Source organism: Anaerobacterium chartisolvens (genome assembly GCF_003337415.1).
Lineage (GTDB): Bacteria > Bacillota > Clostridia > Acetivibrionales > DSM-27016 > Anaerobacterium > Anaerobacterium chartisolvens.
Genome location: NZ_QPJT01000002.1, coordinates 144,516 through 158,395 on the forward strand (window position 1 = coordinate 144,516; position 13,880 = coordinate 158,395).

Genomic DNA, 13,880 nt, shown 5'->3' on the forward strand with positions numbered 1-13,880 from the left:
GAGGTATTCCTGATGTTTATTGTCGTGGTCAAGCTGGTGATAGCGGGTGTTATAGGATATCTTTTGGGCAGTGCAAACAGCTCTCTTATTGTGGGTAAATTCTATGGAGTGGATGTGCGAAAGCACGGCAGCGGAAATGCCGGGATGACAAACACCTTAAGAACCTTGGGGAAGGCAGCCGCCGCACTGGTTATTTTAGGAGATATATTAAAAGGCGTATTGGCATGTATTGCAGGCTTGTATATAATGCGCGGAGGCGTGACGGCAGAAATATTCAACAGAGACTATCTTGGGGACATGGGACTCATGATGGGAGGAATTTTCAGTATAGCGGGTCATAACTGGCCTCTGTATTTTAATTTTAAAGGGGGAAAGGGCATACTGACAACCTTATCGGTAGCTCTTATGATGGCCCCCGCAATGGCTCTTACGCTTCTTGGGGTTTTTATAATCATTGTCGCACTTACAAGGTACGTTTCATTAGGGTCTATTATTGCGGCTGCGCTGCTGCCTGTGGGCTCGTTGCTGTTGGGAAAGGGGCCTGTGTTTGTGATTTTTTCCGGTATACTTGCGCTGCTTGCTGTTTTTCAGCACCGTGAAAATATAAAGAGAATACTGGGAGGCACCGAGCGAAAGCTGGGAGAAAAAAAATAAGTTGAATGGAGGTCTTTATGAAAAAAAATATTGCCATAATAGGCGCCGGGAGTATGGGAACTGCCCTTTCTGTTCTTCTTTCCAAAAACGGACACAGCGTAAAAATTTGGTCGCCATTCAGTGAAGAGGCCGACATGATTAATAATATAAGGGAGCATATACACAGGCTTCCCGGCGTGGCTATTCCCGAGGGTGTGAATTGCACCTGTGATCTGGAGCAGTCTCTTGCGGGGGCCGATGCGGTTGTGCTTGCCGTGCCTGCGCAGACGACCAGAGCAAATGCCGCGGGTATAAGGAAGTATATGAAAGATGGAGGGCTTTTGATAACATGCTCTAAGGGGATTGAGGAAAATACCTGTCTTATATTGTCCGATGTAATAAAGCAGGAAATTCCCGGAGCGGAAGCGGTGGTGCTGTCGGGGCCGAGCCATGCTGAAGAGATAGCCAGAGACATACCCACCACGGTAGTAGCGGCAAGTCCTGACAGGGCGGCGGCGGAAGCGGTTCAGGAAATATTTATGACACCTAAATTCAGGGTATACACAAACCCCGACATAATAGGAGTGGAATTGGGCGGGGCTCTTAAAAATGTAATCGCGCTTTGTGCGGGGATTTCAGACGGACTGGGCTTCGGAGACAATACAAAGGCGGCTCTAATGACAAGGGGTATAACCGAAATAGCCAGACTGGGAAAGGCTATGGGCGCCAAGCCTCAAACCTTCAGCGGGCTCACCGGCATAGGTGATTTGATAGTTACCTGCACCAGTATGCACAGCAGAAACAGAAGGGCCGGTATTCTCATAGGGCAGGGCAAATCGGTAAGCCAGGCACTGGAGGAGGTTAAAATGGTTGTTGAAGGAATTTCCACCACAAAGCCGGCGTACCAGCTTGGACACAAAATGGGGGTATCCATGCCCATAACGGTTGAGGCGTATAACATATTGTTTAACGGCAAAAACCCCAAGCAGGCGGTGGTGGATTTAATGATGAGGGACAAAACCCATGAAATCGAGGAGGTAGTCCACGAAAGCAGTTGGGAGGCATAAAAAAGCGTGTTTTGCAAAAGGCGGAGGTTAAAGCTATGAGAAAGGCCATCTTAATTTATAATCCCATGTCGGGGGATCACAGCATAATAAACAGGCTGGATCATATCATACAGAGATTTCAGTCTCACGGTATATTGCTTCAGCCTTTTAGAATAGATCTGGAATGTGAAGACATGCTGGTGACAGTCTTAAAGCTGGATAAATATGAGTTTGCCGCTGTCTCGGGAGGGGACGGAACGGTTAACTTCATAGTGAACATAATTTTAAAGCACGGCATCAGTATCCCTCTGGGCATTTTTCCGTGGGGAACCAGCAATGATCTGGCAAGGTGCTTAGGGCTCCCCGCAAATGCCGACGAGCTTATAGATATAGTGCTGGGGGGCAATACGTCAAGGATTGATGTAGGGCTAATCAATGACAAGCATTATTTTTTAAGCACCTGTGCGGGAGGGGTATTTGTAGATGTTTCCTTCAGCACTCACAGTGAGCTTAAAAAGAATTTCGGGCTTTTTGCGTACTATCTCAAGGCATTAAGCGAGGTAACGAGCATAAAGCCGTTCAAGGTTGTTTTAAAGACCGAAGAATTATCCATAGAGGAGGATATTCTTTTATTTATAATACTCAACGGAAAGCACGCGGCAGGTTTTCATAACCTTATTGAGGAAGCGGATATTTCAGACGGCATAATGGACATTGTGCTTATAAAAAGCTGCTCTCATATGGATTTGGCGAACCTGTTTTTTAACGTACTCAGCAATTCTTATATCAATAACAAAAATGTCGTGAAGCTGAAGGCCAAAGCCTGCACCATAATATCCAGCAGCGATATCAACGTAAGCATAGACGGAGAAAAGGGGGAAGGGCTTCCAATGTCGGTCAGCTTCATAAATAAAGCCATAGAGGTATTTGTGAAATAGATGCATAGCAGGAATTATTTATTGAAGCAAAGCCGGATATTTTGAATGTTATGCTTGAAATTGCCGGTTACCGGGAAGTTCTCCAGCTCGAAAAGCCCAAAGTATCAGCAGCGCCTGACTTTAAGAACGGTACAAACATAGCCATAGTGTATGCTTTCTATATAATGATTCCTTGTAACAACTGCAAGTGCTTCCATAGTGCTCCCTATATAAAAAAACCCGGCAAGCCGGGTTGTACTAATAGTTATTGCTTAATTGGAAGCTGGGTTTTATAACCATTAAAAACATCAAATATGTCGCTTACCTGAGGGGGTGTTGCAATATCGGCTTGGTATTCACCCAAGTTGAATAATTCGCTGAAGTAGGTTGTATGTGTATTTTGTATTTTGCTATGATTGCTTAACAGCAGGGCCCGAAGATCATCATTTATCATTTCATTTATAGCAATCTGATAATTCACAAGGTTGTGTTTTTCATAAAACAGGATATCATTCAGCTTGTCTCTGATATTCAAGTTAACATCCTTTACCTTGGGAAGTTCATCGGATACGGTTTTGCCTATTTTTTGTACTCCCATTTTTGAAGTTACCATAGATTGAGTATCCATTATTGTATTTGCCCTCCTTGCTTTTTAATAATTTGATCAACATAGTTTAAAAGACCTAAATAGTTTTGCTGGTGCATATTTGCCGTATCAAAGAATATTTTCTGGCGAGCAGGGTTTATCTCCTGGTTTGCATAATGAAAACACTTCTTTGTAGTGAGTAATTCCCATGATAATAGATCTTTTATATAATTTACTTCCTTTGTTGAAAGATTCTGCATATGAAACCTCCTCGTAAATGCCTTTTTTATAGTATTTGTATTATAGATTAAATTATTAAGGAACTTTGCTACGAAAATAGGGAACTTCAACGGTACCCAAAACTTGCTTACAATAGGACGAAAGGCATGGATGTAAATGGAGTCCATATGCCACAATTTTATCTGCTTTTGGAAGCGGAATTCACAAAAAGGTGAGCGGTCTATAAAGGCGTGGTCTAACAGGGAATACAAATCTAAATAATTGGCGGCTGTCCTATAAGCATTGACATGAATATAAATTCATACTTATAAATATAGTTTTATGCGGCAGAATAATAATGGATTGTTGAATAAACTATATTAAAGGAAAGAATTTAAAAAAAATGCGAAGAGAATACACCGACGTGCCGTTATGGAAAAATGTATTGAAAAGCCAATGGGATGACTGGAAATGGCAGGTTGCCAATAGAATAACCACAATTGAGGAACTGGAGCAAGTCGTTGTGCTGACAGAGGACGAAAAGCATGGTGTCCGGGAATGTCTGGGCAAGCTCAGGATGGCCGTTACACCGTACTATGCCACTCTTATCGATCCCAAAGACGTAAAGGATCCCATCCGCAAGCAAGCCATACCCCTCCCATTTGAAATTGAGAAATCCAAGTGTGACATGGATGACCCCCTTCACGAAGAGGTTGACTCTCCCGTCAAAGGGATCACTCATCGATATCCTGACCGGGTTCTTTTCCTGATCACGGATCAGTGTGCCATGTACTGCCGCCACTGCACTCGGCGGAGGATGGCCGGCAGCACTGATAACGCCCTGCCGCGGAAAAGCCTGCAAAAGGCCATAGATTATATTAAAAATACCCCGGCAATCAGGGACGTTTTGATTTCAGGGGGAGACAGCCTGCTGGTTGCAGATGCGACCATTGAGTTTATTCTCGGCAGCCTCCGCGCAATCGACCATGTGGAGGTTATCCGCTTCGGCTCCCGTACTCCTGTGGTCTTGCCACAGCGGATTACGGATGATTTATGCCGCATTATTAAAGCCTATCATCCCGTATGGCTGAATACACATTTCAACCATCCGCATGAAATTACTCCCGAAGCCAAGGAAGCCTGTGCCAAGCTTGCCGATTCCGGCGTGCCGCTGGGAAATCAGACCGTTCTTTTGCGCGGAGTGAACGATTGCCCGTACATCATACGCAAATTGGTACAGGAATTGGTCAAAATAAGAGTCCGGCCCTACTACTTATATCAATGCGATTTATCATCGGGTATCGAACATTTCAGGACGCCCGTCAGTAAAGGCATCGAGATCATTGAATTGCTGAGAGGTCATACTTCGGGTTTTGCCGTTCCTACTTATGTCATAGATGCCCCAGGCGGTGGAGGGAAGATCCCAGTCTTTCCCCAATACCTCATTTCTCAATCAGCCGACAAGGTAATCTTAAGAAATTATGAAGGCATCATCTGTACCTACACCGAGCCTCAGGATAAATCAAGCTCGTGCTTGGACTGTGCTTTCTGTGATGAATACCTAGACCGTCCCGTCACAGGGATTGAAAAGCTTTTTATGGAAAAAAAGTTAAGTCTGGTACCACACGAAAATAACCGTTTGAGGAGACAAAAGGAATGGCGGAAATAGAAAGCCCACAGTATGGATTCCCTATTGTACTGGAAGAGGAAGGCTTAGCTGCGAATGTCTATGCCGACCTGCATAATCAAAGAATCAAACTGCTTGATTATACCGGTAAGGTTGAAGGGCTGCCCGGCAAGCTGATATTGCTTTGTAAAAAGTATCGGCTGGGTAAAGTAATCTGTACTATCCCTGAAAGAAGCATAACGAATTTTCTTGATGCCGGATATTTGGAGGAAGGGATGATGGACGGCTATTTTAAAGGTGTAAAAGGCTATTGCCTTTCTTATTTTGCAGATAAAAAAAGGCTCGTCAGTAAAAATACCGACGAGGAAGACCGGATAGTTCGGAAGGCCAATGAAGTGAAAAATCAGTTTGTTTTCCGCCAGAGTTCCTTTCAGGTAAGAACAGCCCTGCCTGACGACGCTGACAGTGTGGCGAATTTGTTTAAAGAAGTCTTTAAAACCTATCCCACTCCCATGGACAATCCTGACTATATTAAAAAAGTGATGGGCGAACATGTTTTGTTTAAGGTTGCTTTGGCTGACGGCAAGCTGGTAAGCACCGCCTCTGCGGACATAGACCCTCAAATGCTTCACGCTGAAATTACGGATTGTGCGACTTTGCCCGAATACAGAGGGCAAGGATTATTGAGCCAATTGGTATATCATCTCGAGCAGGAGCTGTCAGCAAAAGGCTTTAAAACTTTCTACAGTTTATCACGTGCCCTTTCCGGCGGAATCAATATTGTGCTGAGCAAGCATGGCTATACATATTCCGGCAGACTGGTCAACAACTGTAATATCATGGGCACATTCGAAGATATGAATATCTGGGTAAAAAGTATGGTTCAAATTGCATACCCAAATAAAGCCCGCTAAAAGGCGTTCACTTTTTTTGTAATATTAAATAAATACGGACATATATTATATTGATAAGGGACAGCACTTTTTAGCCTCATTGGCTGTAAAAATATCAAATGCATACTTTTAGCCGTGGAATTTGCAAGCCATAGGATAATAATTTAAGGGAGGTTCTAGGGGTGGAGAAATATAACATATATCAGCAGATAGCTGAGAGGACGCAGGGAGATATTTATATAGGTATAGTAGGCCCTGTGAGAACGGGTAAATCCACATTCATTAAAAGATTTATGGATTTGCTGGTTATACCTAATATAGAAAACGCATATCAGAAGGAGAGGGCAAAGGATGAGCTGCCTCAGAGTGCCACAGGACGTACAATAATGACAACCGAGCCTAAATTTGTGCCCAATGAGGCTGTTGAAATTACAGTTGATGAAAATGTACGGCTTAAGGTAAGGCTGGTTGACTGCGTGGGGTATCTTGTAAAGGGTGCTCTGGGATATATGGAGGATGAAAGCCCAAGAATGGTATCCACTCCGTGGTATGACCACCAGATTCCCTTTGAGGAGGCCGCCGAGCTTGGGACAAAAAAGGTTATTACCGAGCATTCTACTATCGGATTAGTGGTGGTTACTGATGGAAGCATAACGGATCTGGACAGGGAAGAGTATATTGAAGCGGAAAAAAGAGTTATAAATGAGCTTAAATCCATTAACAAGCCTTTTGTAATCATACTTAATTCAACAAGACCGTCGGATGCCGAAACAATTAAACTTAGAGACGAGCTTGAGGATAAATATTCAGTACCTGTTATTAATGTGAATTGTGCGCAGCTTAGAGTAGAGGATATAAATTCCATAATGGAAAATATACTTTATGAATTCCCTATCGACCAGATGGGGATAAATATTCCGAGATGGATAGAGACTTTAGAGGATGAGCATTGGCTGAAGGCCGATATAATAAATGCGATAAAGGATACCTTTAAGGGCGTAGCCAAGATACGCGAGGCAAAGGATGCCATAGGAATGTTCGGAGAATATGATTTTATAAAAAGGGCTTATATAGATAGAATAAACCTTGCGGAAGGCAATATACTGGTGGACCTCAGCACCTCAGACGGGCTGTTCTACAGGGTTTTAAGTGAAACCACGGGGCTGGAAATCGAAGGCGAGCACAGACTGGTGGGAATGATGAAGGATCTGTCGAGAATAAAAAGGGAGTATGAAAAAATTGAATATGCCCTGCATGAGGTAAAGATTAAGGGCTATGGTATGGTTATGCCGCAGATGGAGGAGCTGTCGTTGGAGGAGCCTGAAATAGTCAAGCAGGGTGCCCGATTTGGAATAAAGCTCAGAGCCAGCGCACCCTCTATTCACATGATCAGAGCGGATATAGAAACTGAAATAGCGCCTATTGTGGGTACAGAGAAGCAGTCCGAGGAGCTGGTCAGCTACCTTCTGAAGGAGTTTGAAAGCGATCCGGGAAAGATATGGGAGTCGAACATATTTGGAAAGTCGCTGCATGAGCTTGTAAACGAGGGGCTGCAAAACAAGCTGTTCAGAATGCCCGAGGATGCGCAGCTAAAGCTTCAGGAGACGCTGCAGAAAATAATCAATGAAGGCAGCGGCGGCTTGATATGCATAATATTATAAATATAAATGTAAATGGATTTTAAAAACCCGGGAGCTTGCTATCCCGGGTTTTTGCACGTCCCCTTATGGGGACGCTGCTCAAAGTGTTTAAGTTTATTTCCTAATATATAAGTATTAATACTATAAGTTGACATATATAAAGTATTTTAGTAATATAATTGTTAGGCTTGTGTAGCAAAATGTAAAATTTTATGCTGCAATGCCAATCTTGGGAAATACAGAATCAATGTCTGTATTGTTTTTTTAGCACATCAGCCAGCTTACTTAAATATCTCGGTGCTTCAGGCAGTATTTAATGGTTGTGGAGGTGGTAAGGAGTATCATACCATTGAAAGAATTAAGTCCAATAGAATAATATTCGGTATGTATATCATAAGGAGATAACATGATGAAAATTAGTTTCGTTATACCCGTTTACAACAGGAAAGACCATATCATAAATACGCTGGAGGCTCTGGGACATCAAAGGGATTGTTATAAAGGCTGCTATGAGGTAATATTGGTTGACGATGGCTCTTGCGATGATTTATACAGCAGTATAAGAGAAATCGACAGGAATTATGAGCTTAAATACTTTTATTTAAGAAGGTGTGATGAATCCTGCATATCAAGGGCGCGGAACCATGGCTGGAGAAATGCGGCAGGAGATGTGATAGTGTTTATTGATTCTGACATTATTGTCAATGAAAATTATTTAGAGGAAGTAAACAGATACTATAATGCGGAAGAGAATCTTTTGTTAATAGGCACCAGACTAATGCTGGATGATGAGGTTACAAGGGAGAGTGTGAGGGACAGGAGTGTATTTAAGAAATATTCCTCTGCAAGCGGAAATTCTAAAATTCTGGAAAACAGATATTCTTTGTTTGATACATACTCGTATAATGCCGCGGCATTGAAATATCCATGGCTTAAGGCATACGGCTGCAATTTTATAATACCAAAGGCGTGGCTTGAAAAAGCGGGCGGCTTTGATGAAAGCATGAGGGGGTGGGGCGCTGAAGATATAGAGCTTGCGTGCAGGTGCTATGAAGCCGGTATAAAAGTTTTTGTTAACAGCAAGCTAGAGGTTCTTCACCAGTTTCATGGAGGCAGTGATATAATTGGGGAGGACAAGTTTGCGGCATACGAGAAGAATATTCAATATTTTATTGACAGGCATCCTTGCGCTATTGATAAGCCAAGGGAATTGATTGACGAAATATTTAAGGGAAGAGAGGATATTGATTTCAATTTATACCATGAGAAGCTTCCAACACTCGAATTAGTCGAATTCAGGGACAGAGAAAGGCTGCCGGAGCTCAAAGAGACGCTGCTGTGCCTTTCAAACGAAAAAAACAAAGAAATAATTGTAAATGATTATGTGGAGGACACTGATCTGGATATATGGATTCAGCTTTTAGGCCGTAGAAGCAGTACGCCAAAATACTATCCGTTTTCCAAACGATTGGGACGCGGTAATATTAAATAAGAATAATGGGGGGAAGAATATAGCATGAAAACATTTGCAGGGTTTTATAAAGGGATTAATCTGGGAGGCTGGTTATCCCAAGGCTGGCATAACAAACAACATTATGACTCTTTTATAACTGAAGCCGACATAAAAAAAATATCATCATGGGGACTTGATCACGTAAGGCTTCCCGTTGATTATGAAGCGATTGAAAATGAGTCGGGGCAATATAAGGAGGAAGGGTTTAAGTACATTGACAATTGCTTTGCATGGTGCCAAAAATATCGACTTAACCTCATCATTGATTTACATAAGACAGCGGGATATATGTTCACGGATATACTCGAAAATGGGAACAAAGCTGCCAATACATTTTTTAGCAATGAGCTGTTAAAAGAGAGATTTATTAATCTATGGGTTGAAATCTCAAAAAGGTATGGAAAATATCCCGATATGATTGCTTTTGAGCTGTTAAATGAAATGGTGGAAGCAAATAACGGCAAATCGTGGAATGCGCTTTGCGAAAAGGCAATCGGGACTATCCGAATATATGCGCCTGATACAAAAATAATTTTGGGAGGGCCAAATTGGAATGATGCTTACTCGTTAAGACTGCTTGACAGCCCTTGCGATGAAAATATCATTTACAATTTTCATTTTTATGAGCCTAAGCTTTTTACACATCAAAAAGCCCATTGGGTAAAGCAGATGCCTAAAGATATAACAACATATTACCCCGATGCGGCGGAAGTATATAAAAAACATTCCGAGCGACTTGGCGACGAAGGAGCAGAAATGCTGAAAGAAACATTACAAGAGATTGGACAGGAATTTATTGAAAAGCACATTAAGGAGGCTGCTTCCATAGCGGAGGAAAGAGGCGTGGCGCTTTACTGCGGAGAATATGGAGTCATAGATCAGGCGCCGCTTGACAGTACTTTAAACTGGTATTGCGATATGCACGCCTTGTTTGAGAAATATCATATCGGCAGGGCCGCCTGGACATATAAAGAAAAAGATTTTGGCATAACCGATAAGCACTATGCGCCAATAGTGGATAAGATAATAGAACTTTTGTAATATAAGCGCAAGCGGTACACAGTGAACAATTTGTATTAATAACAGGATTAGGCCCTTTAATGGCCTAATCCTGTTATTAGTTATTTAACGGAAACGATCTGGCCTTTTGTAATTTTTAATAAATCCTCTGAAGAAAGTTTGAATACAGCATGAGGAGTACCGGCGGCAGCCCAGATGTCGATATATTCCATCAAATCCTCGTCTATAAGGGGAGACATTTCTGTGGCATGGCCCACAGGAGGAATACCTCCTATAGCGAAGCCCGTATGCTCCAGAACAAAAGCGGCATCTGCTTTTTCAATTTTTTCACCGATATATTGAGCTATCTTTTTCTCGTTTACACGGTTTTTCCCGCTTGCAATTACACATACAGGTTTTTTGGACTCCTTGCTCCTGAATATAAGAGATTTGGCTATTTGACCCAGCTCACACCCTATAGTATTAGCTGCGTCCTGAGATGTTCTTGTAGACTCGTCAAATTCCACAACCCTTAACTCAAGACCATATTTGTTCAAAACCTCCTGAACTGTCTGGGAACTTTTTCTTAACTTATTATCACTATTCAAACTAATACCCTCCTACAGTTTTAAAATTACAATACAACATTGTGTTTAAGTTTTCAAGAACCTTTTGCTCCAGTTCCAGAGGCATTGAGCCTACATTGTCATACACCCTGCAGCAGTCGCAGACATGTACATTGCTGTTGGTCAAATCTTTCATTTTTACAGAGCATAGTGCCCTGCAATTTACCGTCCTGTCATGATTTATGCTTCCTATCCAGGTAGCCAGAAGGCTTTGCTCCCTCAAATCTTCAATAATTTCGGCGCCTATACAGCGGCCGGGACATTCCTGTACCGAGCCGGGCAGCCTTATATACATTCCGTTATGTGACTGCTGACATTTCGCCGCACCGGCGTATCCGGACAAGCCTTCGTTGTTTAAGGTATCCATATCATATATTCCCAATTGGAGAGCTTTTACATATATATCGGAATAAAAGTCTATAAGCCATTGCGTATACCTTTGCTCTCTGGTTAATACCTTCTGTGGATCATATCTTTTAATAAGAGTTTCATCATATTCAAATTGTCCTAAAAGCCATTCCAATTCACCCGATCCCTTACCGCTTACCATTGTTGGTATGGTTACAACCGGCATATTCCGTTTTATAGCCCATTCGTACATTTCTACCGTTTCGTCGCTTACTTTTGGAGTTACTGGTGCGGCTATCAACGCCAGTCTTTTTCCGTATTGGGGATCGTTGAATTTATGCTTTATAAGCAGCTTTAGAGCACGGTTCCTTTTATAAGTATAATCTTTTACACCTCCATCTTTTCCGCAGCCGACCATTGTGTCCTGAAAATCAGGAACAAAAGAATTAGCGCCCAGTAAAATGCTGACATTGTGATATTGCGAAATTCGCTCCACCAGATCTTCGGCAGTTTCTATGCCTTTATAATTACAATTTTTAGCTGTTTCGTCATCTCCTAATGCCGTACCTTTTGTAAAGATTGCAATAATAAGGCCTTCATTGCGGATATCATCTAAAATATTAAATAACTGAGCATTTGAAAAGATTTCTCCTATTCCCAGAAATTTTACAGATTCCAGTCCGAAACGCTTGGCTTGTTTAAGTAAAGCCAAAGTTTCCGACCACTTCATAAGCTTTTGGCCTTTTATTATTTTCTGTATATAAAAATCGTCTTCCTGATTAAAACAATGAGGGCATCTCTGGGTGCATGTTGTTCTGTATATACTTGCAAAATCCATTTTTAGAGCATCAATATCATAAGACCCATCCTTCTTTGTGTAATGGCCTTCATCATATCTGCTTTTTAAACTATTCATTGTGTCTATAGCATAATCGGAAGCTATTTCAATGTCCAGCGTCCGCAGCCGTTTAATCAGGTATCTTTGATCCCCAATCTGCTGTATTTTTGAAATAAGCCCCTTTTGGCTAAGCTCCTCTATTTCTTCTTTTGTGAGTTCAACCTCTATCATGCTATTGTCTTTATCATTCCGGAAAGACCATCCATTAATATGCATATCAAAGTTTCCTGGAAACGTGCTATAGATGATAGGAATATCGAAGGATTCAAGTCTCATTTTGTGAATGTGGCTATTATGCTGGTTAATCATTTTTATCTCCTCCAAGTATAAATATATTTTTATTCCAGACTTTTTGCAGCAGTTTAAAGCTTACAAATGTTCATATTGACAACAATATATTATCATATAATATGCATAAATGTAAATATATTACTTAAATTTAATATTATATTTACTTATCAAAATAATTAATATATATATGTAGCGATAAAGATTTTACAAACATAGAGGATATAATTGCTTACAGAAATTTTTAACTACAACGAAAAGATGCCTTGCGAGGAAATGTCTCACGGGTCTGTCATCAGGCACTTTTCTTAGATGTATTCCTTACGGGTCAAAAAAATTTCTTCCATCAAGTTATATCCTCCATGTAAAATCTTTATCGCGTCCTATATAGCGATATGTTGTAAAAATTAATATATAAGGTTACATAATCTGTATAGGATGCAATTTTTATTGTACTTTTGAAAATTTTATAGTTAATACATCCATATTATTATGCTTTAAAAGGATTTGAGGGCATACAGTTTATCATTAAGCCCCTTGCTTATATACATGATTTTGAAGCAGGATAGTATTTTACTATGCACCTGCTATAGCTTTGCAGCTGTATCCATATATCCAGATCGGTATCTTCGACAAAGTCATTTACAATAATTTCACCTGACTTATCCTCTGCAAGCATAATAAGCTCCTCTTTAAACTGCCCAAGCCTCTGCTTGTCTCTAAACTCCAGCATAATAGTCTCACCCGCATCATATCTTTTTTCGAGGTCCTTGTAGTATGTTGCTATGCTCCTGAAAAGCTGATATATCTCATGCTCCTTAAGGCCTAATGCACCGGGATGCTTTTTTAAAAACACCTTAATATTCTCATCAAGACCGGAGATTTTATCTTCCGTCACAAAATCCTCCTGTTTTCCATGGAACTGGTGCAGAACTTCATTCCTGCTGTTAAATACTATTCTTATTCCTTTTTTGAACAGCCTGTAAGCCAATTCTATATCTTCTATGCCCCATCTTTTTAGATCCTCATCAAACCCTCCCACTTTTTCAAGCCATGTTTTTGGTACTGACATATTGCAGGATAATGTATACAGAAACGGATTTTTCATAGCAGCGGCATTATATGACAGGTGGTCAAATATTTTATGCCTGAATTCCATAAGCTCTTCATTTTCCTTACTAAACCGATATTTTTCATATACGCTCCCATCCAAAAGCATTCCATAGTCAACCCTTTCAGGCAGAAGCAGGCGGGTGCCAGCTATAAGCAGGTTACTGTCCATTGAATAGCACCTATCCAATTCCAGCAGAAAGTTATTTCTTACTATTATATCTGCATCTATGAAAACTATTATATCTCCGCATGCCTTCTTCAGACCATGGTTTCTTGCCCTTGAACGGCTGGAAACAGCACATCTTTCGAGATAAATGTATTTCAAGCTGTAGCTTGTGCCAATATTTTTTATTAAGTCATAGGTGCTGTCGGTGGAACCGTCATCAACCACTATAACCTCATAGCCTTCACCGGTAAACCCCAGTTGATGGTTTAAAGCCTCTAAAGTATTTTTAAGCAGTATTTTACTTTGGTAGGCCGGAATTATAAAACTATATTTTCTCATTTTATATCTCCTGTAAGAATGTAGTTTTA

The 13,880-nt window shown here is 41.1% G+C and carries 13 protein-coding genes; 8 read left to right on the forward strand and 5 right to left on the reverse strand.

Features of this window, described 5'->3' with window-relative positions; genetic code table 11:
• Positions 1 to 12: 12 nt before the first annotated feature.
• From plsY to DFR58_RS02285, 3 genes are read left to right on the forward strand one after another with little or no spacing between them, the layout of a single operon-like run.
• Positions 13 to 654, forward strand: a complete 642-nt coding sequence (gene plsY / locus DFR58_RS02275) for a glycerol-3-phosphate 1-O-acyltransferase PlsY (RefSeq protein WP_114296187.1) — start codon at positions 13 to 15, stop codon at positions 652 to 654.
• Between the two features lie 17 nt (positions 655 to 671).
• Entirely contained in the window at positions 672 to 1,700 is a 1,029-nt protein-coding gene (locus DFR58_RS02280) for an NAD(P)H-dependent glycerol-3-phosphate dehydrogenase (RefSeq protein WP_114296188.1), read from the forward strand.
• A gap of 35 nt (positions 1,701 to 1,735) precedes the next feature.
• Positions 1,736 to 2,617: a YegS/Rv2252/BmrU family lipid kinase gene (locus tag DFR58_RS02285; protein WP_114296331.1), complete on the forward strand. Its 882-nt coding sequence runs from the start codon at positions 1,736 to 1,738 to the stop codon at positions 2,615 to 2,617.
• Between the two features lie 244 nt (positions 2,618 to 2,861).
• Here the strand turns inward: DFR58_RS02285 and DFR58_RS02290 are convergent, their stop codons facing one another.
• Complete coding sequence (locus tag DFR58_RS02290) at positions 2,862 to 3,224, reverse strand: spore coat protein (RefSeq protein ID WP_114296189.1); 363 nt, start codon at positions 3,222 to 3,224, stop codon at positions 2,862 to 2,864.
• Entirely contained in the window at positions 3,224 to 3,442 is a 219-nt protein-coding gene (locus DFR58_RS02295) for a hypothetical protein (protein ID WP_114296190.1), read from the reverse strand. Before DFR58_RS02295 ends, DFR58_RS02290 begins: the two co-directional genes overlap by 1 nt.
• 362 nt (positions 3,443 to 3,804) lie before the next feature.
• Here DFR58_RS02295 and kamA point away from each other — a divergent pair, with 362 nt between their 5' ends.
• The 5 genes from kamA to DFR58_RS02320 all read left to right on the forward strand — a co-directional run bounded on the left by kamA (position 3,805) and on the right by DFR58_RS02320 (position 10,115).
• A complete protein-coding gene (kamA, locus tag DFR58_RS02300; protein WP_114296191.1) occupies positions 3,805 to 5,070 on the forward strand; it encodes a lysine 2,3-aminomutase in 1,266 nt (421 codons plus the stop codon).
• The gene (gene ablB, locus DFR58_RS02305) at positions 5,058 to 5,942 is read left to right on the forward strand and encodes a putative beta-lysine N-acetyltransferase (RefSeq protein ID WP_114296192.1); all 885 of its coding nucleotides are present in this window, start codon (positions 5,058 to 5,060) and stop codon (positions 5,940 to 5,942) included. The genes kamA and ablB overlap by 13 nt, the downstream gene beginning before the upstream one ends.
• A gap of 161 nt (positions 5,943 to 6,103) precedes the next feature.
• A complete protein-coding gene (gene spoIVA, locus DFR58_RS02310; RefSeq protein ID WP_114296193.1) occupies positions 6,104 to 7,582 on the forward strand; it encodes a stage IV sporulation protein A in 1,479 nt (492 codons plus the stop codon).
• A 385-nt stretch (positions 7,583 to 7,967) separates the two neighbouring features.
• On the forward strand, positions 7,968 to 9,053 hold the full coding sequence (locus tag DFR58_RS02315) for a glycosyltransferase family 2 protein (protein WP_114296194.1): 1,086 nt from the start codon (positions 7,968 to 7,970) through the stop codon (positions 9,051 to 9,053).
• A 24-nt stretch (positions 9,054 to 9,077) separates the two neighbouring features.
• Positions 9,078 to 10,115, forward strand: coding sequence for a glycoside hydrolase family 5 protein (locus tag DFR58_RS02320; RefSeq protein ID WP_114296195.1), 1,038 nt, complete (start codon positions 9,078 to 9,080; stop codon positions 10,113 to 10,115).
• A gap of 80 nt (positions 10,116 to 10,195) precedes the next feature.
• Here the strand turns inward: DFR58_RS02320 and DFR58_RS02325 are convergent, their stop codons facing one another.
• From DFR58_RS02325 to DFR58_RS02335, 3 genes are all read right to left on the reverse strand, one after another.
• On the reverse strand, positions 10,196 to 10,681 hold the full coding sequence (locus tag DFR58_RS02325; protein ID WP_114296196.1) for a YbaK/EbsC family protein: 486 nt from the start codon (positions 10,679 to 10,681) through the stop codon (positions 10,196 to 10,198).
• A gap of 1 nt (position 10,682) precedes the next feature.
• Positions 10,683 to 12,116, reverse strand: a complete 1,434-nt coding sequence (locus tag DFR58_RS02330) for a radical SAM protein (protein WP_207659095.1) — start codon at positions 12,114 to 12,116, stop codon at positions 10,683 to 10,685.
• A 658-nt stretch (positions 12,117 to 12,774) separates the two neighbouring features.
• Positions 12,775 to 13,851: a glycosyltransferase family 2 protein gene (locus DFR58_RS02335; protein ID WP_114296198.1), complete on the reverse strand. Its 1,077-nt coding sequence runs from the start codon at positions 13,849 to 13,851 to the stop codon at positions 12,775 to 12,777.
• Positions 13,852 to 13,880: the final 29 nt, after the last annotated feature.